At 69.7% G+C, this 26,333-nt stretch carries 29 protein-coding genes and 2 tRNA genes; 19 read left to right on the top strand and 12 right to left on the bottom strand.

The window, feature by feature from the left end; translation table 11 throughout:
* The first annotated feature begins 85 nt into the window (after positions 1-85).
* From E7T09_RS10220 to E7T09_RS10185, 8 genes are all read left to right on the top strand, one after another.
* Complete coding sequence (locus E7T09_RS10220; RefSeq protein ID WP_136389094.1) at positions 86-919, top strand: BTAD domain-containing putative transcriptional regulator; 834 nt, start codon at positions 86-88, stop codon at positions 917-919.
* A gap of 90 nt (positions 920-1,009) precedes the next feature.
* Positions 1,010-1,429 (top strand): CBS domain-containing protein, encoded by a 420-nt coding sequence (locus tag E7T09_RS10215; protein WP_168734799.1) that lies wholly within the window; start codon positions 1,010-1,012, stop codon positions 1,427-1,429.
* Positions 1,426-1,560 (top strand): cytochrome c oxidase subunit 2A, encoded by a 135-nt coding sequence (locus E7T09_RS10210; protein ID WP_136389092.1) that lies wholly within the window; start codon positions 1,426-1,428, stop codon positions 1,558-1,560. The genes E7T09_RS10215 and E7T09_RS10210 overlap by 4 nt, the downstream gene beginning before the upstream one ends.
* 2 nt (positions 1,561-1,562) lie before the next feature.
* Positions 1,563-2,096, top strand: a complete 534-nt coding sequence (locus tag E7T09_RS10205) for a cytochrome c oxidase subunit II (RefSeq protein ID WP_136389091.1) — start codon at positions 1,563-1,565, stop codon at positions 2,094-2,096.
* Positions 2,097-2,099: 3 nt separating this feature from the next.
* Positions 2,100-3,836, top strand: coding sequence for a b(o/a)3-type cytochrome-c oxidase subunit 1 (locus tag E7T09_RS10200; RefSeq protein WP_136389090.1), 1,737 nt, complete (start codon positions 2,100-2,102; stop codon positions 3,834-3,836).
* A 2-nt stretch (positions 3,837-3,838) separates the two neighbouring features.
* On the top strand, positions 3,839-4,264 hold the full coding sequence (locus tag E7T09_RS10195; protein ID WP_136389462.1) for a cytochrome c: 426 nt from the start codon (positions 3,839-3,841) through the stop codon (positions 4,262-4,264).
* 70 nt (positions 4,265-4,334) lie between these two features.
* Positions 4,335-4,411, top strand: a tRNA-His gene (locus E7T09_RS10190).
* 47 nt (positions 4,412-4,458) lie between these two features.
* Positions 4,459-4,544, top strand: a tRNA-Leu gene (locus E7T09_RS10185).
* A 45-nt stretch (positions 4,545-4,589) separates the two neighbouring features.
* Here E7T09_RS10185 and E7T09_RS21885 read toward each other — a convergent pair.
* From E7T09_RS21885 to E7T09_RS10165, 4 genes are all read right to left on the bottom strand, one after another.
* Positions 4,590-6,248: a polymer-forming cytoskeletal protein gene (locus tag E7T09_RS21885; RefSeq protein ID WP_240741738.1), complete on the bottom strand. Its 1,659-nt coding sequence runs from the start codon at positions 6,246-6,248 to the stop codon at positions 4,590-4,592.
* A gap of 135 nt (positions 6,249-6,383) precedes the next feature.
* Positions 6,384-6,893 carry a cyclic pyranopterin monophosphate synthase MoaC gene (moaC, locus tag E7T09_RS10175; protein ID WP_136389089.1) on the bottom strand — a complete coding sequence of 170 codons (510 nt, stop codon included), beginning with the start codon at positions 6,891-6,893 and terminating at the stop codon, positions 6,384-6,386.
* On the bottom strand, positions 6,890-7,495 hold the full coding sequence (locus tag E7T09_RS10170; protein ID WP_136389088.1) for a DUF177 domain-containing protein: 606 nt from the start codon (positions 7,493-7,495) through the stop codon (positions 6,890-6,892). Before E7T09_RS10170 ends, moaC begins: the two co-directional genes overlap by 4 nt.
* Positions 7,496-7,556: 61 nt before the next feature.
* Positions 7,557-8,615, bottom strand: coding sequence for a glucose-1-phosphate thymidylyltransferase (locus E7T09_RS10165; protein ID WP_136389087.1), 1,059 nt, complete (start codon positions 8,613-8,615; stop codon positions 7,557-7,559).
* A gap of 132 nt (positions 8,616-8,747) precedes the next feature.
* Here E7T09_RS10165 and E7T09_RS10160 point away from each other — a divergent pair, with 132 nt between their 5' ends.
* Positions 8,748-9,074: a hypothetical protein gene (locus E7T09_RS10160; RefSeq protein WP_136389086.1), complete on the top strand. Its 327-nt coding sequence runs from the start codon at positions 8,748-8,750 to the stop codon at positions 9,072-9,074.
* Between the two features lie 382 nt (positions 9,075-9,456).
* Complete coding sequence (locus tag E7T09_RS10155; RefSeq protein WP_136389085.1) at positions 9,457-9,786, top strand: four-helix bundle copper-binding protein; 330 nt, start codon at positions 9,457-9,459, stop codon at positions 9,784-9,786.
* 1 nt (position 9,787) lies between these two features.
* Here E7T09_RS10155 and E7T09_RS10150 read toward each other — a convergent pair whose 3' ends face one another.
* From E7T09_RS10150 to E7T09_RS10120, 6 genes are all read right to left on the bottom strand, one after another.
* The gene (locus E7T09_RS10150) at positions 9,788-10,447 is read right to left on the bottom strand and encodes a response regulator transcription factor (protein WP_240741737.1); all 660 of its coding nucleotides are present in this window, start codon (positions 10,445-10,447) and stop codon (positions 9,788-9,790) included.
* Complete coding sequence (locus E7T09_RS10145) at positions 10,444-11,670, bottom strand: sensor histidine kinase (RefSeq protein ID WP_136389084.1); 1,227 nt, start codon at positions 11,668-11,670, stop codon at positions 10,444-10,446. The genes E7T09_RS10150 and E7T09_RS10145 overlap by 4 nt, the downstream gene beginning before the upstream one ends.
* Positions 11,671-11,837: 167 nt before the next feature.
* On the bottom strand, positions 11,838-12,920 hold the full coding sequence (locus E7T09_RS10140; RefSeq protein WP_168734798.1) for a DUF3103 family protein: 1,083 nt from the start codon (positions 12,918-12,920) through the stop codon (positions 11,838-11,840).
* Positions 12,921-12,980: 60 nt separating this feature from the next.
* Positions 12,981-13,697 carry a phospholipase A2 gene (locus tag E7T09_RS10130; RefSeq protein WP_136389082.1) on the bottom strand — a complete coding sequence of 239 codons (717 nt, stop codon included), beginning with the start codon at positions 13,695-13,697 and terminating at the stop codon, positions 12,981-12,983.
* Positions 13,698-14,006: 309 nt separating this feature from the next.
* Positions 14,007-14,690 (bottom strand): hypothetical protein, encoded by a 684-nt coding sequence (locus E7T09_RS10125; RefSeq protein ID WP_136389081.1) that lies wholly within the window; start codon positions 14,688-14,690, stop codon positions 14,007-14,009.
* A complete protein-coding gene (locus E7T09_RS10120) occupies positions 14,687-15,766 on the bottom strand; it encodes a hypothetical protein (protein WP_168734797.1) in 1,080 nt (359 codons plus the stop codon). Before E7T09_RS10120 ends, E7T09_RS10125 begins: the two co-directional genes overlap by 4 nt.
* A 43-nt stretch (positions 15,767-15,809) precedes the next feature.
* Here E7T09_RS10120 and E7T09_RS10115 point away from each other — a divergent pair, with 43 nt between their 5' ends.
* The 8 genes from E7T09_RS10115 (at position 15,810) to E7T09_RS10080 (ending at position 24,025) form a co-directional block, all read left to right on the top strand.
* Complete coding sequence (locus E7T09_RS10115; RefSeq protein WP_136389080.1) at positions 15,810-16,838, top strand: SRPBCC family protein; 1,029 nt, start codon at positions 15,810-15,812, stop codon at positions 16,836-16,838.
* Positions 16,839-16,940: 102 nt separating this feature from the next.
* A complete protein-coding gene (locus tag E7T09_RS10110) occupies positions 16,941-18,146 on the top strand; it encodes a CinA family nicotinamide mononucleotide deamidase-related protein (RefSeq protein ID WP_136389079.1) in 1,206 nt (401 codons plus the stop codon).
* 98 nt (positions 18,147-18,244) lie between these two features.
* Positions 18,245-19,039, top strand: a complete 795-nt coding sequence (gene thpR / locus E7T09_RS10105; RefSeq protein WP_240741736.1) for an RNA 2',3'-cyclic phosphodiesterase — start codon at positions 18,245-18,247, stop codon at positions 19,037-19,039.
* Positions 19,036-20,109, top strand: coding sequence for a recombinase RecA (gene recA / locus E7T09_RS10100; RefSeq protein ID WP_136389077.1), 1,074 nt, complete (start codon positions 19,036-19,038; stop codon positions 20,107-20,109). Before thpR ends, recA begins: the two co-directional genes overlap by 4 nt.
* Positions 20,110-20,430: 321 nt before the next feature.
* A complete protein-coding gene (locus E7T09_RS10095; protein WP_370293836.1) occupies positions 20,431-20,952 on the top strand; it encodes a Tfp pilus assembly protein FimT/FimU in 522 nt (173 codons plus the stop codon).
* Complete coding sequence (locus tag E7T09_RS10090; protein ID WP_136389075.1) at positions 20,949-21,422, top strand: prepilin-type N-terminal cleavage/methylation domain-containing protein; 474 nt, start codon at positions 20,949-20,951, stop codon at positions 21,420-21,422. The genes E7T09_RS10095 and E7T09_RS10090 overlap by 4 nt, the downstream gene beginning before the upstream one ends.
* 37 nt (positions 21,423-21,459) lie before the next feature.
* Positions 21,460-22,284 (top strand): type II secretion system protein J, encoded by an 825-nt coding sequence (locus tag E7T09_RS10085; protein WP_136389074.1) that lies wholly within the window; start codon positions 21,460-21,462, stop codon positions 22,282-22,284.
* A gap of 7 nt (positions 22,285-22,291) precedes the next feature.
* Entirely contained in the window at positions 22,292-24,025 is a 1,734-nt protein-coding gene (locus tag E7T09_RS10080) for a DUF4900 domain-containing protein (protein WP_136389073.1), read from the top strand.
* Between the two features lie 193 nt (positions 24,026-24,218).
* Here E7T09_RS10080 and E7T09_RS10075 read toward each other — a convergent pair whose 3' ends face one another.
* Entirely contained in the window at positions 24,219-24,797 is a 579-nt protein-coding gene (locus tag E7T09_RS10075; protein WP_136389072.1) for a biotin transporter BioY, read from the bottom strand.
* A 47-nt stretch (positions 24,798-24,844) separates the two neighbouring features.
* Complete coding sequence (locus E7T09_RS10070; protein WP_136389071.1) at positions 24,845-25,777, bottom strand: biotin--[acetyl-CoA-carboxylase] ligase; 933 nt, start codon at positions 25,775-25,777, stop codon at positions 24,845-24,847.
* 121 nt (positions 25,778-25,898) lie between these two features.
* Here E7T09_RS10070 and E7T09_RS10065 point away from each other — a divergent pair, with 121 nt between their 5' ends.
* Entirely contained in the window at positions 25,899-26,300 is a 402-nt protein-coding gene (locus tag E7T09_RS10065; RefSeq protein ID WP_136389070.1) for a Fur family transcriptional regulator, read from the top strand.
* The last annotated feature ends 33 nt before the right edge of the window (positions 26,301-26,333 follow it).

Here is a 26,333-nt window from a genome sequence, read left to right as displayed (position 1 = left end):
CGCGTTCCGCGCCTGTGGACACCGGGTGGGGCCGGGGGACAGCGGTCGGCCCGCCGGAGGCGCACACTGTGTGCAGGAGGTCACCATGACGGCCACCACAAGAACCGCTGTACACACCCCACCGCCGGCCCTGCTGCTGCGTTCCCTGGGCCAGCCGGACGTGATCGTGGATGGCCGGAGTGTGACCTGGCCCGCCCACAGCGCCGAGGAGCTGCTGTGGTTCCTGCACGCCAATCCGCAGGGCGTCCACCGGCATGAACTGCTGGACGCCCTGTGGGGCCTGGAGGACTCGCCGGCCAGCGCGAACCGCTTCCGGGTGGCGCTGCACCGCCTGCGCTCCGTGCTGGGCCGCCCGGACGCCGTGATCGAGGACCGGGGCCGTTACCTCCTGCACCCGGACGTGGTGGCGGCCAGCGACACGGCCGCCCTGCACCATGCGCTCGTGGCGTCGCGGGTCTCCGGGAACGTGCAGGAACGCGAGGCCCTGCTGCGGCAGGCCGTGGCCAGCGCGCAGGGCGAGTACCTGCCGCACCTGACCGGCGAGTGGGTCGAGGCCGCCCGCAGCGCCCACCGGGCCGCGATCGTCGAGGCGAACCTGACGTTGTCGCTGCTGCACTGCGAGGCCCGCGAGTGCCCGCTGGCCGCCCAGGCCCTGCTGCGCGCCGCCGCCGCCGACCCGCTGATCGGTGAGGATCAGCACCAGCGCCTGATGGCCTGCCTGGCGACCACGCGCGGGAAGTACGCGGCCATCGAGCACTACCGCCGATACCGCGCCTTCCTGGCCGCCGAGGTCGGGGATACGCCCATGCCGGACACTGTGGCCTTCGCCGAGCGCCTCAAGGCCGGTGAGCAGCCCTGCGCGAGCACGGCCTTCGTACCCGAGGGCCAGCCGGGCACGCCTCCGCCCGCCGCGTCCTGACCTGAAGTCATGCCGGCCCGGTACCGCCGCGTACCGGGCCGTAATGCTGCCGTAATGGGTGCCGACGACCCTCCGAATCAGGAGGACACCATGCTCGTACACGAACTCATGACCAGCCCGCCCGTCACGGCCCCGCCCTCGCTGCCCCTGCCGGACGCCGCGCACCTGATGCGCTCGCGGGGCATTCGCCGCCTGCCGGTCGTGGACGGCACCACCCTGGTGGGCATCGTCACGGACCGCGACCTGCGCGAGGCGCTGCCCAGCCGGGTCAGCACGCTCTCGCCGTGGGAGGCGACCACGCGGCTCGCGGCGGTCAGTGTGGCCGACGTCATGCGCCGCTCGGTGCTGACCACCACCCCGGACGCCGAGGCCCGCGACGCCGCCTCCACCATGCTCAGCCACCGCGTGGGGGCGCTGCCGGTCATCGACGAGGCCGGGCAGGTGATCGGCATCATCAGCGTGACGGATGTGCTGCGCGAGTACGCCCGCCCGCCCGAGGTGAGCGCGTGACACCACCCACAGGTTCGCACGAGGAGCGTGGCCGTCCCCCCCTGGGCACGCTGGCCGTGGTCGGAGTGCTGCTGCTGACCATCAGCACCCTGTGGCTGCTGGTGCTGGGCATCCTGGAAGGCCGGGCGTAGGCGTGCCCGCGCCTCCTTCTTCCGGCCTCGACCACCGCACGCTGGAGAAATACGAGTCGATCTGGGCGGGCCTGTCCCTGGTGCTGGTCGTGCTGCTGTTCGTGGGCGTGCTCGCCAGCATGATCAGCGGCACCTTCCCGCTGCTGCGCGGCGGCGGGCACGGCGCGGCGCCCGCCAGCGGCCGGATCGATCCCACGAAGCTCGGGGTCACCGCCTTCGCGCATCCTGGCCTCGTGCGGACGGACAGCGGCCTGGAACTGTACATCGTCGCGCGGGCCTTCACGTTCACGCCCGCCGTGGTGCGCGTTCCGGCCGGGACGCCCATCACCCTCCACGTCACCTCGGCGGACGTCGTACACGGTTTCCAGGTCACGGGCACCACCCTCAACGACGAGATCCTGCCCGGCCACGTCTCGAGCTTCACGGTGACCTTTCGCCAGAGCGGCGAGCAGCACGTGATCTGCAACGAGTATTGCGGGGCCGGCCACCAGGACATGATCACGCGCTTCATCGTGGAAGCGCCGAAGAAGGAGTAAGCCTTGACCGCCATCAGTTCCATCACGCCGCCCACCGTGCAAGGCGGGCTGGACGCCGCCACGCTGAGCGGCCTCAAGAAAGTCACGCAGTATTACGTCGTCACGGCCTTCCTGGCGCTGTTCATCGGTGTGATGATCGGGCCGCTCCAGGCGCTGAACTACGCCGGCATCGACGCGTACCCGGCCATCGCCAGGATTCCGCTGCTGCGCAACATCATCAGCTCGTATTACCAGGGGCTCACGCTGCACGGCGTGCTGAATGCGCTGGTGTTCACACAGTTCTTCACGTCCGGCTGGCTGCTGTACCTGCCCCTGCGCGACCTGAACGTGCGCCCCAACCTGAAATTCGCGTGGTTCACGTACGGCATGATGCTCGCCGGTCTGCTCATCGCCGCCGTGCCGCTCCTGATGAACAACGCGACCGTGCTCTACACCTTCTACCCGCCCATGGAGGGCAGCCCCGTCTTCTACATCGGCGCGGCCATCATGGTCGCCGCGAGCCTGCTGGTCGCCGGACAGGTGACCGTGGCGTGGCTCGGCTGGAAACGCGCGAACCCCGGCCGGGTCACGCCGGTCGTCGCTTACATGAGCGTTGCCACGTGGCTGATGTGGTGTATCGCCGCGCTGGGCCTGGTCGCCGAAGTGCTTGTCATGCTGATTCCGTGGTCGCTGGGCCTGACTTCCGGCGTCGATCCCCTGCTGTCGCGCACGCTGTTCTGGTGGACGGGCCATCCCATCGTGTACTTCTGGCTGCTGCCCGCGTACGTCTCGTGGTACGCCTTCCTGCCCCGGCAGACGGGCGGGCGCCTGGCCTCCGAGGGCCTTGCGCGGCTGGCCTTCGCGCTGTTCTTGGTGTTCAGCGTGCCCGTCGGTCTGCACCACCAGTACGCGGATCCGAACATCTCGAACACTTGGAAGACCATCCACATGTTCCTGACGTTCCTGGTGGCGGTGCCCAGCCTGCTGACCGCCTTCAGCGCCGCCGCCGCGCTCGAGGACGCCGCCCGCGCCCGTGGCGGCCGGGGGCTGTTCGCGTGGATCGGCCGCCTGAACTGGCGGGACGCGTCCATGACCGGGCAGGTGCTGGCGATGGTCAGCTTCATCTTCGGTGGGGCGGGCGGCATCGTGAACGCCAGTTCTGCCTTCTCGCCCGTCGTGCACAACACCGCGTGGATTCCCGGTCACTTCCACATCACGGTCGGCACGGCCACCACCCTGAGCTTCATGGCGATCACCTTCTGGCTCGTGCCGCACCTGACCGGCAAGCGCCTCCAGTCGCCGCGTCTGGCACTGCCCAGCGTGTGGCTGTGGTTCACCGGCATGATGCTGTTCGCCGTCGGCATGCACTGGCAGGGCCTGGCGGGCGTGCCGCGCCGCGCGCACATCAGCGCCAGCGCGCAGCAGGCCGTGTACGACGCCATGAACCTCGCCGTGCCCAAGGCCCTGACCGGGATCAGCGGCATGGTGCTGCTCGTCGCGGCGCTGCTGTACTTCTGGATTCTGTTCCGCACCCTGCTCTCGCCGCGCGTGGACGATCCGGAAGCCACCGTCATTCCCACCAGCGACGCCATCAGTCCTGCAGGCACCGACCTCGCGGCGGCCAGCACGCTGGTGCGTCGCACCGAGCCGCTCCTGGCGATCGCGGGCGCCGCGCTGCTGCTCACGCTGCTGGTGTACCTGCCGGTGATCGGCCCCATGATCGCGGACTACCAGGCCGTGCCCGGCCGGAGGCTGTGGTGAGCATGGACAGCCACAGTCCGGACCGGGGCTTCAGCGTCCGCGAGATCGGTGGCGGCCTCGCGTTCCTGGTGCTGGGGGTGGTGCTGGGGATCGGGGCCTACGGAGCCGGAGGGCGCCTCGCCGGGGCGGGCAGTGGCGCGGCCGTCAGCGCGGCGCCCGCCACCGCCACCCCGGACGGCCAGGCCCTCTTCGCCAGCACCTGTGCCGGCTGCCACGGCGCGCAGGCCCAGGGCGGCATTGGCCCGACCCTGCACGCGGCGGCCCGCTGGACGGACACGCAGTTCGCCCGAGCTGTCCTGAGCGGCCAGACTCCCACCCGCGAACTGAACGCGGTCATGCCACGGTTCGGGAGCGTCGGCCTGGACGGGGCTCCCGCCACCGATGCGCAGATCGCGGCCATCCATACCTTCCTCAGCACCCTGAAATGATCAGGGCCGGGACGCAGTCATTGACACCCTGCCCGCTCGCCACTACGATGTGTGGGCCTGAGAAGGCATGGTGGCTTTAGCTCAGCCGGTTAGAGCGCCGCTCTGTGGAAGCGGAGGCCGGGGGTTCAAATCCCCTAAGCCACCCCAACACCCGGCTCCAGGCATCCGCTTGGGGCCGGACTTCTTAGCAGCGTGCGGGGATGGCGGAACTGGTAGACGCACCAGACTTAGGATCTGGTTCCCGTAGGGAGTGAGGGTTCAAGTCCCTTTCCTCGCACCACACCACCTGCGGGCGGCTCCAGCTGAAAGGCGGAGCCGCTCTTTCTTACGCGGCCCGCACGCCCCGCGTGAGCAGCAGCGTGCCCGCGCCCCACGCGCCGCCGACCAGCGCGACGCTCAGGGCCAGGGGCGGTTCGCCCAGCGTGGCGGCCACGGCGCTCAGGCCCAGCAGCGCGCCCACGGCGTCCGGCACCGGAAGGTGCAGGCGGCGGGCCAGGGTACGTCCGGCGTCGTAGGCGCTGACGCTCAGGCCCAGGGCGACCAGCACGCCGGTCAGCGCACAGGCGATCAGGGCGGGCCCGAGCAGCCCGGTGATGGCCAGCAGGAACGCGGGCACCAGCAGCGCCGCCAGCACCAGCACACCCAAGGCCAGGGTGCGGACCGGCGCGTGCCGCTGCCGGCGGGCGAGCATGGGAGCGAGGCCCGCGACGAACAGCATCAGCAGCGCTCCGCCGGTCAGGGTGATGAATACCTGCGGCCACGCGGCGCTGCCCAGCCAGCCGAGCACAGGGCGGAACGCCGCGGCGGTGGCCATGCCAATGCCGTCGGGTAGCGTGGTCTGAAGGGCGGCGGGGTCACCGGGCACGCGCCCCAGCAGGGCGCTGACATGACCGGCGACCTGCGCGCCAGGCTCGCGGCGCACGTCGCCGAGCAGCGTGACGACCTCGCCGTCCACGCGGGCGCTCGGCGTGAGGTTGATGTTGCCGCCCACGGCGATCACGTTGCCGCTGACCGGCCCCCGCACGGTCACGCTGCGCCCGAAATGCACCTCGCCACGGGCGACGACGTCCGCCACGGCGGGCAGGGTCAGCAGGGCGCTCAGCGTGAAGGCCCCGGCCCCGGCCCACTGCATGGCCGGACGGGGCCGCCACGTGACGAGGGCGGACGTGAGCAGCAGCAGCAGCAGGCCCAGGCCGGCCAGGGGAGAGACCTGCGCGACCAGGGTGCGCAGCACCAGGGCGCCCGCCGCAAGGTTCGGCCACGCGGTCGTGACGGCCAGCAGGGTCAGGCCGACCATCAGCGCGACGACCAGGGCCAGAGGCGCGGGGTTGTGCCGGGGCACCAACGGGGTGTGCCAGCCGCTGGCGGTGGGCGTCAGCGTTGCCGGGGCGCCTGCCGGAGCAGCTGGGGACGGCCGGGTCGGGATGGTCTCCTGGTGCAGTCGAGAGACGACGTCGGCCGCCACGGAGCGCGGGGGCCGTGCGGGGGGAACCGTGAGGCGGGTGGCCCACGCCACGTCGGACACGACCGCCGCCGCGACGCTGACGTGCAGGCGAGGCGTAGGCAGGTCTTCGAGGAGGTGGCGTCCCTGCATCTCGGCCAGCACCGCCGGCGCGACGGAGCGGGGGAGGGGAGGCGTGGGCAACCGCGCCGCGAGCGCCACGGACGACGCGACCTCGGCCGCCACGCTGCGGGACGGAGCGGGAGCGCGGAGCGTGGCCGCCAGGGCAATGTCGGCCGCCACCACGCGGGCCAGCGGAGCGGTCACGGTGGGAGGCGGCAAGGAGCGCAGCAGGGCCGTGGCGTGCGCCAGGGAGCGGCGCTGGCCGTCCAGGCCGGGCTGATCCGGCAGACTGGCCAGGATGGCGCGTTCCTCGGCGCTCAGGTCACCCTCCGCCTCGCGGTGCAGCAGGTCGAGATACAACGGGGTCTGGCGGGCATCGTCGCCCGCCACGCCCAGGTTGTCCCGCTGCTCCATGCCCATACGTGTTTCCTTTACGTCAGGGGAAGGTCCGAAGTTCCCGGCATCTGTCTAGTCGGCCCCGGCTGGCTGGCCGCTTGCCTTCCAGTGTGCCGCGCAGATCTGACGGAGTCCTTTCGCCGGAACCACGTGGCCCGTCTACGTGGCCGTGACCTCGGTGGCGTGGTAATCGCCGCTCTTGCCCCCGGTCTTGCTCAGCAGACGCACCCCTGTGATCTCGATGGCCTTGCTGGCGGCCTTGAGCATGTCATACACGTTCAGCGCCGCCACGGTCGCGGCCGTCAGCGCTTCCATCTCCACACCGGTCGGGGCGGTCGTGCGTACCGTGGCCTGTACCCGCACTCCCGCCTCCTCCAGCGAGACCTGCACGTCCGCGCCCGTGACGGGAATCGGGTGGCACAGCAGGATCAGGTCCGCCGTGCGCTTGCTGCCTGCCAGACCGCCCAGCCGCGCCACGACCAGCGGATCGCCTTTCAGATTGGTGCCGGCCAGCAGGGCCGAGCGCGCTTCTGTCGGCAGGCGCACCCAGGCCTCGGCGGTCGCGGTGCGGGTGGTGGCCACCTTGTCTGTCACGTCCACCATGCGCGGCAGGCCATCCCGGAAGTGTGTCAGCTCCGGCGCCAGATCGGGCGGGCCGGCCTCGCTCATCCGTCCTCTGGCAGCTTCAGGTCGGCCAGGGCCGCGAAGGGATTCTGCTTGGCGTGCGTGGTGCCCTCCGGGATGCCCAGGTCGTCGTCGATCTCCTCGACCGGTACCTGCGCCATGTGCTCGCACGGGCCCTCGTTCAGGTCGTGGCCGCACACTTGGCACAGGCCCTTGCAGGCCGGATCGTGGAGCACGCTCAGCGGCGCGTTCAGCAGCGTCGTCTCGGCCAGGTACGCGCTGAGATCCACGTTCGGGTCGCCGAACACCAGCACCTCCTCCCCGGATTCCGCTTCCTCCAGGTACGGCGCGTCCGCCGACGGCTCGTAGCGCATCAGGGTACCGAGCGTGATCTCCAGCGGCACCTCGACCGGCCGCAGGCAGCGGGCACAGTCCATGGTCAGGGTCGGCTCGAAGGTGCCCTGCAGGTACATCTCGTGGCCGCCGAGGGAATTGACATCCACCTCATAGGCGGCCGGCTCGGCGAAGGACAGGGTCTGCACCTGCCCACCCTGTTCGTACTGGAGGTGATCCAGGGTGCCCTCGGCGTGCGCGTCCTCGGAGGCGCGCAGCAGGGAACCCAGATGAATGCGGGGCGAATCGGTCATCCACGCATGATAGGACGCGCCCGGCCCCCTGACCGTGCCGGGCGCGGATTGGGACGGTGGGTTACACCAGTTCGACGACGCTCGCGTCGGAAATCGTCAGTTTGTGCGTGCGTGGCATGATGCGGTTGCCGCTGACCCGCGCGCGCACCCCGATCAGGCAGTCCTGCAGTCGCCGGTGCACGTTCTCGATGATGGCGCCCTCGTCCAGCACCGAGTGCTCCACCTCGGCCGCGCGGATCACGCTGCCCTTCCCGATGCTGGTAAAGGGCCCGATGTACGCATCCTCGATGAGCACGCCCTCGGCCAAAAGCACCGGCCCCACGATCTTGCTGCGGATCACGCGCGCCGTGGGCGGCACGACCACTCGTCCGGTCAGCACCGAATCCTCGACCGTTCCCCGGATGTCCGTCTCGATCCGCTCCAGCAGCAGGCGGTTGGCGTCCAGCAGATCGTCGGGCCGCCCAGTGTCCTTCCACCAGCCCTTCACCGCCTGCCCCACCACGGTCTGGCCCCGCTCGATCAGGCCCTGGATGCCGTCGGTGATCTCGTACTCGCCGCGCGCCGAAGGCGGCATGCCGTCCAGCACCTTGAAGATCTCCGGCGTGAAGCAGTACAGCCCCGCCACCGCCAGGTTGCTGGGCGGATTCTTGGGCTTCTCGACCAGCCGCACGATACGTTCACCGTCCATCTGGGCCACGCCGAAGGATGTGGGATCCTCGACCTCAACCAGCGCGATCAGCGCGGCCGGACGCTCGGCCTGGAAGTGCTCCACGAAGGGCAGCGCCCCGAACTCGAAGAGGTTGTCGCCTAGATACACGCAGAAGTCCGAGTCGCCCACCCACTCGCGCGCCGTGAGCACCGCGTGCCCCAGGCCCAGCTGTTCGTGCTGGTTGATCAGCGTGATCTCCACGCCCGTCACGTTGCGCAGCGCGTGCTGGATTTCCTCACGCGTGATGTCCGAGACGACCACGCCGATGTCCGTGATGCCCGCCTGTTGCAGGGTGCGGATCGCGTGGCGGATGATCGGCTGACCGGCCACACGGAGCACCGGCTTGGGGCGCGTGTAGGTGAGTGGCCGCAGGCGCGTCCCCAGACCAGCGGCAGGAATAATGGCTTTCACCCCGCGAGTCTATGCGACCCGCTCTGACAATGCGCTTAACCTCCTCATGCAGCCTCCCCGTGGGTGCAGGAAGTCTCAACGTCCACCCCGCCCCCCTCACCGGCTTCACCTGCTGCGCTGCTGAGATGAGGCATGAGCGACCGAACTCCGTCGATCACGCTGCGCGGCGCGTGGAAGGGCCGGCCCGGTGAACCGGAACGCACCTTTCACGGCACTGTCACCGACTCTGCCCACCCTCAGGTGGCCGCCGGCCACGCCTGCCGCGTGACCTTCGAGCACAGCGGTCAGCGGGTCACGGGAGCGGGTGACCACGGCACCTACGTGCTGCACCTCACGGGCCGCCAGGATGAGACGGTGAGGCTCGTCCTGACCCGTTTCACCAGTCAGGCGTCCGCCAGCACCCACCTGCATGATGAGGCGCTCGATGACGACTGGTACGCCGTGCCCGCCCGACCCTGACACCGTCCTGTCCCGCCAGTTACTCCTGCGGGGAAGGTGAGTGCGGTTGTACGCGTTTCAGCGCGCCGACCAGCCTCCTTCATGGTGCTGTTGATATCAGTCTCACCGCCGTCCGGCCCGGCACCACCATGAACCCAGCCGACGATCTGCGAGTGCGGGTGGAGTCATCACGGACGAACGCCCGATATCGCGCTCGAGGGGCCCTTGCCCTGTTCTCGGGCATCTGGGCTGTCCAGTAGAGACGGCGCGTCACCGCTCCCCGGCGCTGAGGTGGGTTCAGGAACTACAGGACAGCAGCACTGGGGAGCAGATCGCCCCCGGAGTGAAGTCCCTCTGAACGCCGCTCTCAAGTGCGGCCCGTTCGGGCGTGACACGCTCAGGCATGAACGAACAGCTGATCCGCGCGTGCATCGACGCCTGCCTGCAGTGCTTGGACGCCTGCGAGGCCTGCGCCATCGCCTGCCTGAACGAGCCCGACATCGACATGATGCGGGGCTGTATCCGCCTTGACCGGGACTGTGCAGATCTGTGCGCCACGACCGCCCGCCTGCTGATGCGCGGCAGCGACTTACATGCCCAGGCGTGCGCGCTGTGTGCCGAGGCCTGTGCGGCCTGTGCCGCCGAGTGCGGCCAGCACCACCATGATCACTGCCAGGCGTGCGCCGCCGCCTGCCGTGAATGCGAGGCGGCCTGCCGCAGGCTCGCCGCCTGAGCTAGAGCAACTGGATCTCCAGGGCGCGCAGCACCGCCCGCGTCCGGTCGCGCACGCCCATCTTCGACAGGATGTTCGATACGTACCCCTTGATGGTGCCCTCGGTGGTGGTGATCAGCCCGGCAATCTCGCGGTTCGAGTAGCCGCCTGCCATCAAGCGCAGCACCTCCTGTTCGCGTTCGGTCAGGGTCACGTGATCCTCTGCCCGCACCGGTGCGGCGCCGTCCAGGCCGCGCACCCGTTCCGTCGAGACTGGCTGGAGCCAGCGGCCGCCGCTCGCCACGGTGCGGATCGCCTGGAGCAGCACCTCCAGCGACACGTCCTTGAGCAGGTAGCCGCGTGCGCCCGCCTCCACGCCCTGGATGAGCAGGTCGTCATCGTCGAAGGTCGTGAGGATCAGCGTGGGCGGCAGCGCGCCCTGCGCGGCCAGCGCCCGCAGCACGCCCAGGCCGTCCAGGTGGGGCATGCGGTAGTCGAGCAGCAGCACGTCCGGCCGCACGGCGGGCACCAGCGTCAGGGCCTGCACGCCGTCCTCGGCCTCTGCGATGACCTGCATGTCGCTCGACAGGCCCAGCATAGAACGCAGGCCCTGGCGCACCAGCGTCTGATCCTCCGCGATACACACCCGGATCGGGCCCGCCGCTGCGTGGGCGGCCGTCACGCCAGGCCCCCCGCCGGAAGTGTGGCGCACAGGGTCACGCCCTGGCCGGGGGGCGTCTGCACGTCCAGCGTGCCGCCCAGGCCCTCCAGCCGCTCGCGCATGCCGCTCAGGCCGCAGCCGAAGCGCACGCTGGCCACGCCGGGGCCGTCGTCATGGGCGCGCAGCCGCACGAGGGCCCCGCTGCGCTGCACGTCCAGCCACACCTGCGAGGCGCGGGCGTGCCGGGCGGCGTTCGTCACGATCTCCTGGGCGCAGCGCAGCAGCACGCGCGCCGTGACCGGACAGTCCAGCCGGAAGTCCGGCGGCAGGGTCACGTGCACGTCCAGATCCGTGCCCTGCGCCAGGGCGCGCAGTTCCAGGGGGAAATCGCAGCGGGCCGTGTCCCGCATGCCCCGCACCGCCGTCCGGACGTCGCCCAGCAGCTGCTGCGCGACGCCCTGCGCGGTCTGCACGTGCGTGCGGGCCGGACTGGCGGGCAGCAGGTGCGCGGCCACCTGCAGGTGCATGCCCAGCCCGGTCAGGTGGTGGCCCAGCAGGTCGTGCAGTTCCCGCGAGATCTGGAGCCGCTCGGCCTGCCGGCTGGCCTCGTTCAGCAGCGCCCGCGTGGCCCGCAGTTCCTCGACCACGGTGGCCAGCGCCCGCCGCGCCCGGATCTCCCGCATGGCCGTGCGAACCGTGGTGATGGCCAGCGCCTGAAAGCAGACATACCCGGTCGAGAAGGCCCAGGCGTCCAAGTTATGCCAGTGCGTGAGCAGCACCCACAGCAGCACGCCGCTCTGGACGGCGACCCACAGCAGCGCCTGCCGGAAGGGCAGCAGGAGGCCCACCTGCGCCGCCACCAGGATCAGCAGGCCGGCCTGCACGCTGCTGCCGTTCAGAAAGGCGTTCGCCGTCAGGGCCAGCACCGACTGTCCGGCCAGCAGGCCCAGCAGGGCCCGCCACGGCCAGCGGTTCATCAGGTGCAGGGTAAGCAGCATCCCGGCCAGGAAGATCACGTTCAGGACTCCCCACCACTGCACCTGACTGAGGGGCAGGTGATCCCGCACCGGCTCGACCAGCAGGGAATGGACGGACAGGGCCGCCCAGGTGATCAGGTTGGTGACCCGCACAGTGCGCAGCATCTCGGCGGTGGCTCCGGAACCGGGCTCGTGCGGCCCGGCCAGCAGGGCAGGCGAAGGCGAAGAAATGACCGGGGGCAGCGCGGGCGCGGGCAGGACAGTCATGGTCGGTTCCTCGGGGAGGCGAGCGTGCGGAGCGGCACCCGGATGAAGCTGACACTGGCAGGACGCGAGGGGAGAGGGGGTGCCCGCAGTGTAATGCAGCGTCCATCACCTTCAGGGCCCCGCCCTGGCCTGGCATGACGCCAGTCAGGACGAGGCCGGGAGGGCTCTTACTTGCAGCCGCTGCGCCACCAGCGGACATCGCCGGTGTCGAGCGCGAAGGACTTCAGGCGGTCCACGAAGGCCAGGGTGGCGTGGCCCATCTGGTCGTCGCCGTCCGCGACCGTGTACGCCACGCTGCCGTTCACGCCCTTCACGTCCGCGCCGAAGGTCAGGGTGATGCTGCTGCCGCCGTCCCGCTCGTACCACAGGTACATCATCCAGCTGCCCAGGCTGGTGGTCGACCAGCGGATCAGATCGCGGTTGGGGTAGTACCACTTGTTCTCGTCGTTCACGTCCGGCAACGATCCCTGGTACAGGCCGTCGTGAGAGTTCGAGCCGAGCTGCACGTAGATTTCCGGGTCGCCACGGATCCACGGTTCGTGGTCGTCACGCACGTACACCGAGGTCAGGTGTTCCCAGCTGTCACAGGCCTGCGCGCTCAGGGTCGGCGGCACACTGCTGGCCGAGGCGTCGATGGGCTTCATGACGTTCCCCTGCGCGTCCAGGCGCTCGTTCACGCCCACCACCACGACCGGCTCGGTCGGGAGCGTGTGGGCATCCAGCACGTGCCGGCCGCCCTGAGCGTCGTACGCGGTGACCGGCGCGAACTCGTCCCCGCCCTGCGGCGCGAAGGCCACCAGCGGCACCTGCGCTTTTATGTTCCACGCGGGACCGCGCACGGCCACCTGCAGATCCTTCACGCTGCCGGTGAGGGTGCTCAGCGAACTGAGGGTCACGCCCGGCCCGCTGGCGAGCAGGGACTCGACCGTGCCGCTGCTCAGCGGGGTGCGGGCCAGGGTGGCGTACAGGGTCTCGCGGTCGCCGTCGAAGCGGGTGGCCGTCTGCTGGTCGATCGTGGCCCGCAGCTCGGGACTGGTCATATGGCGCGCGAGTTCCTGAGCGAACTGGTCGAGCGCCCGGTTGACCTGGGCATCGGCGGCGCTGATCACCGGCGAGCTGGGGGTGGTGGCGACCGGTGTGGTGGCCGTGCTCGTGCCGGGCGCGGTGGCCTGCGGGGACTGTCCGCAGGCGCTCAGGGCGAGGGTCAGGGCCAGCAGGGCGGCGGGGGCAGTGCGGGAAGGGAAGTTCATGGGGCCTCCAGGGATGACGTGCACAGCGGGGGGTGCGGGAGGAAGGGGGAGCGCCGGGAATCAGCCGTTGCGGATCCAGGCGGGCCAGCCGCCAATGTCGACGGCCTTGTAGTACGCCTGCGCGGCGACGTAACAGGCGGGGCGCGTGAAGATGGATTTGGCGCCGCAGATGGCCCGCATGTTGCTCAGGAACGCGGAATCGGTGCGGGCCTTGTTGTACGGCCAGTACAGTTTCCCAGTCAGTTTCGGCAGGTTCCCGTAGCCGAAGTCGTGCACGTCGCACGCGGGGCGGAAGGTGTCGCGGTAGCCCAGGCCCAGGCCGCTGGGCGCGCTGCAGCCATCCGAGCCCCAGTTCAGGCCCGAGTACCTGGGATGGGCCTTCTGATAGCGGTAGTTGCTGACCGATCCCCACGCGACCGACTGGGCGTAGCCGGCCTTGCCGGTGGCCTGCGCGCTCAGGGGCATCTGCCCGCTGGTCTGGGCAGCCAGCGCGGCGGCGTCCAGTGGAGCGGCGGCCTGACCGTACGCTTCCTGCAAGGCGGACAGCATCAGGGGATCGCTCGCGTGGTCTTTCAGGATGGCCTGGCTGTCGGCGTCCTGGAGTTCCGGGCGGGTGGCGTACGCGGCGATCTGCGCGGCGACGCTGCCCGTGCCGGGCGTGGCGGCGACTGGACTGGACTGCGCCGGAGTGGCGGCGGTGGGCGCACTGAGCTGCTGGCCGCAGGACGCGAGGGCGATGGTGCCGAGGAGCAGCAGGCCGAGTCGGGGTGCCTTCATGGTGGAGCCTCCGGGGTCTCCTTCCCTGGGGAAGGGCGTGGGCGGGATCACCGGCCGCCCGGCGGGGGCGGCGCGTCCTGGGCGCGGTCTGGCTTGTTGTGCCTGATCGAAGCGTAGCGGCCCCCCAGCCCAGTGCCCACTGCCGGAAGACAGTCCGGAAGATAAAGGTGCCTTCAGGTGTGTTTCATGTTTGCGTCTGCCCGGCTAACGGACAGATCGGAGGACGTGGCGGCATAGACAGCCCGGTCCACGGCTCCCCCCGCGGTGCTCTGGCCCTGCGTCTGACGCCCAGCTCGTGCTGTGGTGGCGCTACTTCGCCGTGAGGAAGGCCAGCACCCACAGGGCATCGCGCGGCACGGGCAGGGTGCAGGCGTGGGCGCCCCGGCAGCCGGGAAAGGTGTTCTTCACGTCCGCCGAGCCGCGCACCGAGCTGCCCGTTGTGCTCAGCTGTCCATGCGCCTTGCTGAACATGGTCAGCGCGTTCAGGGCCTGCGGCGCGGTTACGGTCAGGGCGACGGTGGGCACGCCGGACTCGGGGGCCCCCCAGCGGGCGGTCAGCGGCCCGGTGTAGGCCGACGGAAGCGAGATTGCGGGCAACTGGGCCAACGCCAGCCGCCAGCCTCGGCTGCCAATGCCCCCGGACACGGTGGCTCTGCGGGTGGCAGCGTTCCAGCTCACGGTCTGTCCGGCCAGCGCTGCCAGGGCCCCCAGCGGCACGAGGAGCACGTTGCCCGGCAGGCGGTGGGCGGCCACGGTCTGCCCGGCCACGTTTACTCCGTCGCCCTGCACCGTACAGGTCAGGCCCAGCAGGTCACAGCCCTCGGTCACCGGCACCAGCAGGCGGCCGCCCAGCACGCGGGGCAGCGCGGTCTGCGCCTTCACCCAAGCCAGCGGGCCGAAATGGACGAACACCTCGCCCGGCTGCGCCTGCGCGCCCGCCCGGCCCGGCAGTCCGAGCAGAGCCAGCCACACCAGGCCGCGCGTGAACCTCATCGCAGGTACACGCTGGCGGTCTCGTTGCCGGCGTCTCGGTACTCGACGTGCCATTTTGGGTGGCCGTCCGCCTGCTGGCCCACGGGTGTGGCCGGATCGGGAAAGGTGCAGTAGCCGCCGGTCTGCGCGGCCTGCCAGGGGACGGCCGTGTCGGCGCTGCGGCCGAGGGTGCTGCCCTGCCAGTTCACGCCCTGCAGGAAACTTCCGGTCTGGAGATGCTGCTGCCCCGCCGTCTGCCCGAGGGTCGTCATGCGCTTGAGGATATTCGCGCCGCCGCCCGCGTCCCAGCCGAAGCGGGCATCGATGGGCGCGCGCAGCGTCAGGGTGCTGCGGGTGCGGTCGCGGTTGGTCTCGCCGGTCACGCTCAGGCTCAGCACCGTGAGGTCCGCGTCCTGCGTGACCCAGAAGGTCAGTTCGGCGTCCTGCCCGGCCCGCAGCCGCCACGGATCGCCGCCCGCCTGCCGCTCGTCCGAGACCGTGACCGCGCTCGGGCCGCCCGGCTGCTGCACCAGAAAGAACGGGGCCCAGTCGTCCTGGCTGCCGTTCATGTAGCGCCCGTGCTGCAGGCCAGCATCGACCGCGCCCCCGCTGGCCCCCCAGCCACCCACGTACACGAAGGCCGTGTCGCCGTGGCCCGCCCCCTTCTCCTCGTGCAGGTCGCCCTGCTGGTCGCTGGGCAGGTAGACGCGGCTCGACTGGAACGCGAAACCGGGCTTGCTGTACACGCGGCGGTAGGGGCCGCTGTTCTCGTCGCGGCAGGGCACGTCCACGCCAGAGCCTCCCACGTCCGAACCCGCTGCCGGGCCTGCGACGCCGCGCAGCAGGCCGCCGACCAGGCCACCCAGCCCACCACGGCCCGTGGCGTCCAGCGGCTGGCCGGTGACCGGATGGAAGTGGTGGACGCGCAACGCTGCCCGCAACGCCTCGGAGGTGGCCGTGACGCCCGCCGGGGTCAGGATCCCCACGTGCTGCGCTTGCTGGGCGCTCAGGTCGCGCGTCAGGCGGCGCAGCAGCTCCGGAGCGGGGCCGAAGGCAGTCGGCAGGAGCGAGCGGAGTGGCGGTGTCCAGAGGGTCACCCGTGCAGGGTAGCGGGCCAGGCCGGCCCTGTACGCTGGAGCCATGCATCCACTGGCGAGGGGCGCGGTCGGCGGCGCCGTGGCGGGCGCGGCCTACGGGCTGACCGTGTACGTGTGGCTGCACCGCCTGAATGGCGACGTGGGCGTCATGGTCGCCTCGTACCTGTTCCTGGTGCCCTTCGCGCTGGGAATGCTGTCGGCGTGGCTGGCGCTGGAGGGAACGCCCGTGCGCCCCGCTGCCACGCCGCCCGACGCCTTCGGTGACCGGTCGCCGCGCGCCGTCTCGCCCGTTGCCCGCGTGCTGGGGGTGAGCGCCCTGACGGTCAGCGTGTTTCTGGTGGTCGCCCTAGTCACGGGCTTTGAGGGCGTGCTGTGCGCGGTGATCGCGGCCCCCGTGATGTACCCGATGGCGCTGCTGGGCGCAGGACTGATGTGGGTGCTGCGGCGCTGGCGCGGCCGGTCGGTGGCGCTGCTGGTCTCGGCCACACTGCCCGCCGTGCTGGGGCCGCTCGAACAGACCCGCCCAGTGGCCGACGTGTACCGCACGGTCACGAACGACGTGCTGATCGCGGCGCCGCCCGCCGCCGTGTGGGCGCAGATCCGCTCCGTGCCGCGCATCGGGGATTCGGAGATCCGGGCCGGGTTCTTCCACTGGGTCGGCCTGCCCCGCCCGCGTGAGGCCGTGCTGGTCGGGCAGGGCGTGGGGGCCGCGCGCACGGCGACCTTCGACGGCGGCCTGAGCTTTCTGGAGACCGTCACGGACTGGCGGGTGAACCGCGTCCTCTCGTTCCGCATCCAGGCGCAGCAGTCCGGAACCCTCGATCCGCACATCCGGGTCGGGGGGCGCTTCTTCGACGTTCTGAGCGGCACCTACACGCTGGAGGCCGTGCGGCCCGGCTTCACCCTGCTGCACCTCAGCAGCACGCAGCGTGTGAGCACGCCCTTCAACGGCTACACGGCCTTCTTCACGCGGGTGATCATGCACGACCTGCAACGCACCATTCTGGAGGTCATCCGTGACCGGGCAGAGCGGGCATCCGCGCGGCCTGATGGACCGGGCCGTGTGGACTGAAGCGGGCGTCCAGAGCGGGGGCCGTACACTTCAGGCCAGGGAACAGGCGTCCTCGGGGCTGGACGCCCGTTCCGTTATCGCCTATACTCCACCGAGGTTGTTATGCTTATAGCAGAAATTATCAGCGTGGGCACGGAGCTGCTGTTCGGCGAAATCGTCGACAGCAACGCCGCGTTCCTGGCGCGCGAACTCGGGAGTCGGGGCGTCACCCTCCACCGCAAGACGGTGCTCGGCGACAACCTGGAGCGCCTGACCGCCGCCATCCACACTGCGCTGGGCCGCGCCGACCTGCTCATCCTGGGCGGCGGCCTCGGCCCCACCGATGACGACCTCACCCGCGAGGCCATCGCCGCCGCGTTGAATGAGACGCCGCAGGAAGATCCGGAACTGCTCGCGTGGCTTGAAGGGCTCTACACGGCGCGCGGTCGCACCATGCCGCAGATCAACCGCAAGCAGGCGTGGCTGATTCCCTCGGCCCAGGCGCTGCCCAACCCGGTCGGCACCGCGCCCGGCTGGTTCGTCACGACCGGCGGCAAGATGATCGTCGCCCTGCCCGGCCCCCCGCGGGAGATGCAGCGCATGTGGCGCGATCAGGTGCTGCCCCGACTGCCGCTGCCCAGCCGCGCGCTGCTGCACACCACCATCCACACGCAGGGCATCGGCGAGAGCAACGTCGCGGAACTGCTGGGCGACCTGACGAAGGCCGCGAACCCCAGCGTCGCCACCTACGCCCGCAAGACCGGCGTGGACGTGCGCGTGGCCGCCAGCGCCGACACCGACGCACAGGCCCGCGAACTGCTGGCCCCCGTGCTGGGCACCGTGCGCGCCCAGCTCGGGAACTGGACGTGGGGTGAGGACACCCAGACCCTCGCCGGAGCCGTCAGCGCCGCGCTCGCGGGCCGCAGCCTAGGCGTCATCGAGGCCGGCAGTGCCGGTGCCCTGAGCACCCTGCTGGCCGACGAGGCGGGATTCCTCGACGCCGCCGTCACGCAGGATCACCGCCGCCTGATCACCCTGGGGCTCACCCCGGTCACGCTCCACGACGCCGGACTGGTCAGTGAACAGGCAGCCCGCGAGCTCGCCGCCGGAGCGTGCGAACACCTGGGCGCCGACATCGGCCTGGCGGTCGCCGTCCAGGCCAGCGGCGAGGGAGCCGGGCAGGCACACGCCGCGCTGCACACGCCGGAACTCCAGCGCAGCATCAGCCTCAACTGGCCTGGCGACCCGGCCCAGATCCGTGAACGTGCCGCCGTGGCCGCGCTGGCCCTCGCGTACCGCGTCCTGCGCCCCGGCGGGTGGGACGCATGAAGGTCAAGGTGAAGAGAGCGGAGGGCCTCCGGCCAAAGGCCGGGGGGTCGAAAGCCACCCCGCCGAAAGGGGAGAGGCGCCACGCCGACCCTATGCCCTTGGACGCCGAGGCACTGGCTGTGCTGGCCCAGCTCGCGGTGGTGGAGCCCACGCGCCCAGCCCGGCCGGCCACAGGCGAAGCGGATCGTCCGGCACGCCCCCAGCGGGCGCCGCAGCTCCCCCGTGGGGCACGGCGTACCGGGCCGGTCGACGATGGCCACACCCCGGCCACACAGCGGCTGTTCTACGCCCTGAAGGTGCCGCGCGAGATCGCCGGGCCGCTCGCGCAGGCCCAGCAGAAGCTGAAGGGGAACTGGCGGTCCGTACGGCCAGACCAGATGCACGTCACGCTGGCGTACCTGCCGGCCGTTCCGCTGGAACGCGTGGCCGACCTGAAGGCCCTCGGGCAGAGGCTCGCGCCCCAGTTCCAGGCACTGGACGTGCGGCTGCGAGGCACCGGGTACTTCCCGAACGAGGGCAGTCCCCGCGTGTGGTTCGTGAAGGTCGAGGCGGAGGGTCTGGACGCCTTGGCCGCGGCCCTGCGCGCCGGCATCCAGGCCCTCGGGCTGGAGATCGAGGAGCTGCCCTTCAAGGGGCACATCACGCTGGCCCGCCGCAAGGGACCGGCGCCGCGCGTGCCGCCCCTGACCTTCGACGCGTCCTGGCATGCGGGCAGCCTGACCCTCCAGCGCAGCCTGCTCCAGAAGACCGGCCCGATCTACGAGCAGGCCGGTGCCTACCGCCTGCGTGAGGGTCCCGGCCCCACCGCCCCACCGCCCCCCGCGCCCGGCGTTTCAGAACCCGGATCGCCCGAACCCACCCCAACATCCCACCCCACCCAGGAGACGCCATGAGCAAGGACAACCCCAAGGAGATCACCGCCGCCCCCAACGACAGCAAGGAACGCGCCAAGGCCATCGAGACGGCCATGAGCCAGATCGAGAAGGCCTTCGGCAAGGGAAGCATCATGAAGCTCGGCGCCGAGAGCAAACTCGACGTTCAGGTCGTCTCGACCGGCAGCTTGAGCCTGGATCTGGCCCTCGGAGTGGGCGGCATTCCGCGCGGCCGCGTGACCGAGATCTACGGCCCGGAATCCGGCGGCAAGACCACCCTGGCCCTCGCCATCGTCGCGCAGGCCCAGAAGGCCGGCGGCACCTGCGCCTTCATCGACGCCGAACACGCGCTGGATCCTGTGTACGCCCGCGCGCTGGGCGTGAACACCGATGAGCTGCTCGTGTCGCAGCCCGACAACGGTGAGCAGGCGCTGGAGATCATGGAACTGCTCGTCCGCTCCGGGGCCATCGACGTGGTTGTGGTCGACTCGGTGGCCGCCCTGACGCCCCGCGCCGAGATCGAGGGCGAGATGGGCGACTCGCTGCCCGGCCTTCAGGCCCGCCTGATGTCGCAGGCGCTGCGCAAACTCACGGCGATCCTGTCCAAGACCGGCACCGCCGCCATCTTCATCAACCAGGTGCGCGAGAAGATCGGCGTGATGTACGGCAACCCCGAGACCACCACCGGCGGCCGCGCCCTCAAGTTCTACGCCAGCGTCCGCCTAGACGTCCGCAAGATCGGCCAGCCCATCAAGGTCGGCAACGATGCCGTGGCGAACACCGTCAAGGTCAAGACCGTCAAGAACAAGGTGGCCGCGCCCTTCAAGGAAGTCGAGCTGGCACTGGTGTACGGCAAGGGCTTCGACCAGATGACCGATCTGGTGACGCTGGCGACCGACATGGACATCATCAAGAAGGCCGGCAGCTTCTACTCTTACGGCGACGAACGCATCGGCCAGGGCAAGGAAAAGGCCATCGCGTACATTGCCGAGCGTCCCGAAATGGCCGATGAGATCCGCGAGCGCGTGACCACAGCTATCCGCACCGGCAAGGCCCCTGAACTGCCCACCGTCCCCGCCGTCGCTGAATAATCCCGGCCCTCCTTTCTCAGTGCCCCGTGGCCCCACTGCCACGGGGCCTTCATCTTTGTGGTGGTCAGAAGTTGACAGCACCTGACCGGCCATTCAATCCCGTTCAGGACGAGCCTCAGGGTCGAGCTCACCCCCCGAATGGGCCCCGCCTCCCTGGGGGGAGGGTCGGATGAAATCGCGGCGAGAAACCGCAAGTCTGCTGTCCTGAACGATAAAAAAAACAGCTTCCTGGCGGCCTGATGGAAGGGCCGCCAGGAAGCTTCATGTAAGGCTCCAGAAAGTCCATCCCCCTACCCTCGGATTAAGACCACGCGCACCTGCGTGCCCGCCCCCTTCCCTTTCTCCGGAGACCCTGTGACCCACCACCCACCACACCCTCACTCCGCCACAGCCGGCTTCACGCTCGTGGAGATGCTGATCACGCTGGCCGTGCTGGGCATCATCATGGGCATCGCTGCGCCGACCATGTTGAACTGGAAGAACACACGGGATGCCGACAACTTCCTCGCCAGTCTCGCTGGCGACCTCAACGCTTCGCGCACGCGCGCCATGGCGACAGGCCAGGAACGCCGGATCCGCCTACTGGACGCCCGAACCTATGTCGTCGAGAACCAGGCGATCGGGTCATCCACCTGGACGACTGTCCGCACGGGCACGGCCAGCAGTGACGTGATCGACCTGACCAATACCCTGGGCCGTACCTACGACTTCAAATCCGTTGGGTTCGCGACCATCACCACGGCGGCCGGTGTGGTGGCCAGCAGCAACGACATCAAGGCGCTGAAAGGCAGTGGGCAGAAAACCCTCAGCGTCACGGCGCTGGGACTTGTGAGGCGTCAATGAAAGGCGGGACGTTCAGAGGCGCGCAGGACGGCATGTCCATCATCGAGGTGCTGGTGGCCATCACGGTCTCCGTGATCGTCCTCTCGGCCGTGAGTTCCACGCTGCTCGCCACCATTAAGACCGACGGGCAGTCCAGGGCGCGCACCAGCATCAACACCGTGGTAGAAAGTTGGTTCGACCGTTACCGCGCCAACCAGGAGCCTTTCGGGCCGATCGGCAGCGTTTGCACGGGGAGTTCCTCGGCTTTTACCTGCACCTATGCCGCCGGCTCGACCTACGCGTCGGACGGGGTCTACACGCACAGCGTCAGCGCGACCAATATGAGCGCACGTTTCGGAACTTACCGAAACGTGATCACCGGTACCCTGCTGAACCAGGGAACCAACCGGCAATTGTGGCAGGTGTCCGTACAGGTCACGGACGCCACCAAAAACCTGACGCTGGGGGCGACGACGTATGTCCTGCGCTGAATCTGTCCGTCGATCCCCATCTCCTGCCACGGCAGGCATGACGATGATTGAGGTCCTGACCGCGGCGGTCGTGGCCCTAGTCATCTTTACGATCCTGATGAATCTGCTCTCCGGTACCGGCACCGTCCAGGCGCGCAACCAGTTGCAGATCTCGGTGGATGACAGCATCCGCTCGTCACTGGAGCTCATGGCGTCGGATCTGCGGCAATCGGTGGGCCCGCGGATCATCGTGAGCGGCTCGCCCGGCCTGCCCAGCGGTCTGGCCAGTTACGCATCTGGCAGCACTGCCTTGTCCGTGGTGCAGATCCCGTCAGCGACCCTGCTGTCCGTGATGCCGCCCGGCGGATACCCCACGACCACCACCTTCAGCAATGTGACCAGCACGGCGCTGAACGCCTCAGTGAGCGCCTGCAGCGCCCAATATACCAGCGGTGACTACGCCATGCTCACCACCGAGACATCCAGTTCCTGGGTGCAGGTGGACGCCAGTAACTACTGCACGGGTGGTTCCACCACCTCCACCCTAAAGCACACGGCGAGCAGCCTGTCGTATACCTATACGCCGGCAGCGGTTCTGGGCGAGGTGACTGTCATGCGGTACGCCGTGCAGACCGTGAACGGGTTGAGCGCGTTGACCCGCCAGCAAGTCGGTGGCCCCGTGCAGACCGTCGCCTACGACATCACGGGTCTGACCGTCGAGTATTCCGCTGATGGCTACACGTTCAGCAGCACGCCCGTTCAGCCCAAGGCGATCCGCCTGACCCTGACCGGCTCACGCAGCGCAGGCAGCAAGAACTCCTCCCTGACCCTCTCGACCACCGTGTACATGCGTGACGTGCAGTACACCGCGCCGGGCAACTGAGGCCACCATGAAACACGAGCGCACCCACGGATACATTCTGGTGACTGCCCTGGCCTTCATGGTCGTGCTGATCATCATGACCACCATCATCATGACCGGGAGCGTCACTGGCGTTCAGCAGGCGGGGGGCGAGGCCGGCCTGGTGCGCGCCCGGGCCGCCGCAGAGGCGGGTCAGGCTCAGGCCGGGTACACCCTGAGCCAGACCCTGGTTCCCGGCATCAACTCCATCATCGCGACGTACGCTGGGTCGTTCGCGGCGGCGGGCAGCAATCCGTCCACCACCCCAGTAATCCCCACCGCCCAGTACTCCTCAGTCCTGAGTAGCATGAACAGCCTTCCTAGCAGTACCAACAGCGGCACCGTCGGGGGTGTGACCTTCTCCAGCAGGGTCACCTTCTCGAACTTCCGGGCCGATCAGGCGAGTTTTAATGCCAACAACCAGCGCTACCTGGTGGACTACGTCGTGGCCAGCACCGGTCAGCAGGGCAACTACCTCCGCAACGTGAATGCACAGGGGTATGTGGCCATGACCCTGGGCAAGACGCCACTCAACCAGTTTCTGGTTATGGCTAACGATGGTGGATCCCTGCAGGGCAACTTCTTCGGTACCGGCATGAACTACGACGGCCCGGTGCACATCAACAAGAACTGGTCGTTCGCGGGCACGCCGATCTTCTCTATGGGGGCCACGACGGCGGCGAGCAGCGTGCAGATGTACAACTGCAACACGGGTACCTGGCAGAGTGTGACCACCCAGTCGAACAACTGCACCACGCCCAATTGGGGCGGCGCCGGTCTGGCCTACAGCAGGCCGACCGTGCCGCTCCCAGGCAATGCCTTCTCCCAGGCCCGCGCCGCGCTTGGCTTGAATGCCACCAACACCACGTCACCCAGCACATCAGAGCGGTGCACGGCACTCGGCCTGTCCTCATGCAGTTCCGTACCCACCGGCGTGTACACCCCTGCGAACGGCGGGATCTACATCGAGGGCAATGCTGCCGTCACGCTCTCCGTCGCCAGCCCGAGCAACAACCAGGTGTACACAATCGTGCAGGGCACCACGACCACCGTCCTCACCACCAACGCGATCACTGGCGTGACGACCGTCACGAAAAACGGGGGGGCCGCCACCACCTTGACCACGCCACTCAACGGCCAGTTGTACGTGGAAGGCACCATCACCAGTCTCAGCGGCCCTGCCCGTACTGGGTCGCTGCCCACCACGCTGCCCACCAACAACGCCGTGCCCAGCCAGATTCCCCCCGCGGTTGCCTCCACCACCAAGCTGAATATTGCGGCGGCCACCGACATCGTCGTACAGGGGGACGTGACGTACCAGGACAACCCATCGACCAACGCCAGTGCGAAGAACGTCCTGGCCATCCTCGCTGGCACCGGGAACGTCCGCATCGGCACGCTGGCCCCCAACGATGTGTACCTGCACGGCGCGGTCGTGGCCGGTGCAAGTGGCAAGGGGCTGTCCGCAGACAGTTACAACATCAATCCGGCCCGCGGCGCCATTCACACCCTCGGCAGTTTGGCCGAGGACACGGATCCTCCGCGAGGTCTGGCCAACATCGCCAGCAACGGCGCGATCACCATGGTCAACGGCTTCGGGGACGCTTTCCACTTCGACCCACGCTTTGTGAACGGTTCGGCCATTCCCCCGTTCTTCCCAACCACGACGACCTTCTCGGCCAATACTGCCCTTCCCGTCCAGCGCTCGTGGAACGAGCAGTAACGGCGCCAGCCGGTTTGCCCTGAGCCAATCGGCGTAAGCGTTCCTCCCACTTTCGGCGGATGCCGCCGCCCGCCCTCCCTGGCACACTGGGGTCAGCAAGGAGTGGGGCAACCACATGGGAGCATCGACAACCCACTTCAAGCACGAACCCCCACCCGAGTGAAGGTGGGGGTTTTCCTGTGCGGGCCGGGGATCAGCGTTTTTGTGCGAGGCTCCACGCACCCGGCAGCAGCAGGGCCGCCAGCGCCAATTTGAGCGTGTCGCCCAGCAGGAAGGGAGTGAGGCCCGCCGTGTACAGAGCGTGGCCGTGCAGGCCGGTGGTGGCACTCAGCCAGGGCAGACCGACGGCGTAGATGATGATGTTGCCGAGCAGCATGGCCAGGGCGGTGCCCCCGATGCGCCGGTCGAGGGCGAAGCGCTGCACCAGAATGCCGACCAGGGCGGCGGCGAGCAGGAAGCCGATCAGGTAGCCGCCGGTGGGGCCGGTGAACTTGGCGATCCCAGCCGCGCCGCCTGCGAAGACGGGCAGGCCGACGGCGCCGGCCAGCAGGTACGTGCCGAGCGAGGCGGCGCCGCGCTGCCAGCCCAGGGCTGCGCCGACCAGCAGCACGCCCAGCGTCTGCAGGGTCACCGGCACGGGTTTGAGGGGAATCTCGATCTGGGACAGCAGCGCGATGACGAGGGCCCCGCCGGCGATCAGGGCGAGGTCGCGGGTGAGGCTGCGGGTCGGCACGAGGGCCTGGGCGAGGGTGGGGTGCGTGGCTTGCGTCATGGGTGCTCCTTGTGAACGGTGTAGAGGGAAAGGTCGGGGTGGGCGGGTCAGGGGGAGGGGCCGCCCGCGAGCGTGCCGATCAGGTCGACGTCCCCGGCGCTGATGGTGCGCGGGCCGCCGGTCGTATCGACGATCAGGCTGCCGTGGCCGTCCAGGCGGGCGGCCATGCCCTCCACGATGCCCTGAGGCGTGTGCACGCGCACAGGGCGGCCCAGGGTGACACTCGCGGCCGTCCAGGCGGCGAGCACGTCCGGGCCGGAGGCAGTCAGCCAGTGCTCCAGGGCGTCCAGCACCGTGCCCAGCAGGGCCGCGCGGGTCAGTCCCTGGTGGTACTCGCCCAGGTGGGCCGCGCCGGGGGGCGCGTGCGTGACATTCACGCCGATCCCGATGATCACGCGCCGGGCTTCCTCGCCGCGGATGTCGGCCTCGACGAGCATCCCGGCAAGTTTGCGTCCGTCTGGGGCGAGCAGGTCGTTCGGCCACTTCAGGCCGCCCACACCGCACGCGGCCTGCACCGCGACTCCGGCGGCCAGCGGCAGGAGGCTCAGGTCAGCCAGCGTGAGGGACACGCCGGAGTCGGGGCGCAGCAGCACGCTGAAGACCAGGGTGCCGCCCGTGGTGTCCCAGCTGCGGCCACGCCGTCCACGGCCGGCGGTCTGCCGTTCGGCCACCATGACCGCGCCATGCGGGGCGGCCTCAGTGGGATCGTCGGCCCAGGCGCGCAGGGCGTCCTGGGTACTGCCGACTGTGCCCACGTACCTCAGCGCGCGGCCCAATGAGCCGGTCACGGGCACCAGTGCGGGCGCGGGCGTGCCGGGACTCAGGGCGTACCCGGCGCGGGTGATGTGCACGGGCACGCCATCCTGCTGAAGCTGCCGGGCCAGGGTGTTCACCGTCACGCGGTTCACGCCCAGCCGGGCCCCAAGCACGTCGCCGGACTGGGGCGCGTCGGTCAGCAGGGGCAGCAGGCGGGTGGGCATCCGTTCAGAGTTCTACGCGACTGACTGAACGAAGGCAAGGCGCCGTCCGGGCTGCAGCAGACGCGGAGCAACCGTGGGACGTGTCAGGGCCGGGTCAGGACGTCTTTGCTAGACTGCGTGCATGGCGATGGTGCGGCAGACCAGGCAGCGGGCGGCAGTGATCGAGGTGCTTCAGGCCTCGCGCGAGCACCCCGACGCTTCCGCCATCCACGCGGCCGTCCGTGAACGCCTACCCAGTGTGAGCCTGGGCACCGTGTACCGCACGCTGGACGCCCTGGTGCGTGACGGCGTGGTCGTGACCCTGGAACGCGCCGGGCAGGCCACCCGCTACGACTGGCGCGAGGGCACCGCGCACCACCACGCCGTGTGCCGCACCTGCGGCCAGATCTTCGATGTCGATGCCGCCGCCCTGCCGGGTGTGCCCAGCGCCAACCTCCCCGGCGGCTTCCGCGTGACCGATATCCACCTGGAATTCATGGGCGTCTGTGGCGACTGCCAGGCTTCGACGAACCAGACGCCCTGATCCTCAGACTCCCCGGCGCTGAGCCCACCTTTT

The sequence above is a fragment of the Deinococcus sp. KSM4-11 genome (genome assembly GCF_004801415.1).
Taxonomy (GTDB): Bacteria; Deinococcota; Deinococci; order Deinococcales; family Deinococcaceae; genus Deinococcus.
The sequence above is the reverse complement of the archived record's forward strand: the minus strand, read 5'-3'. Positions and strand labels throughout refer to the sequence as shown.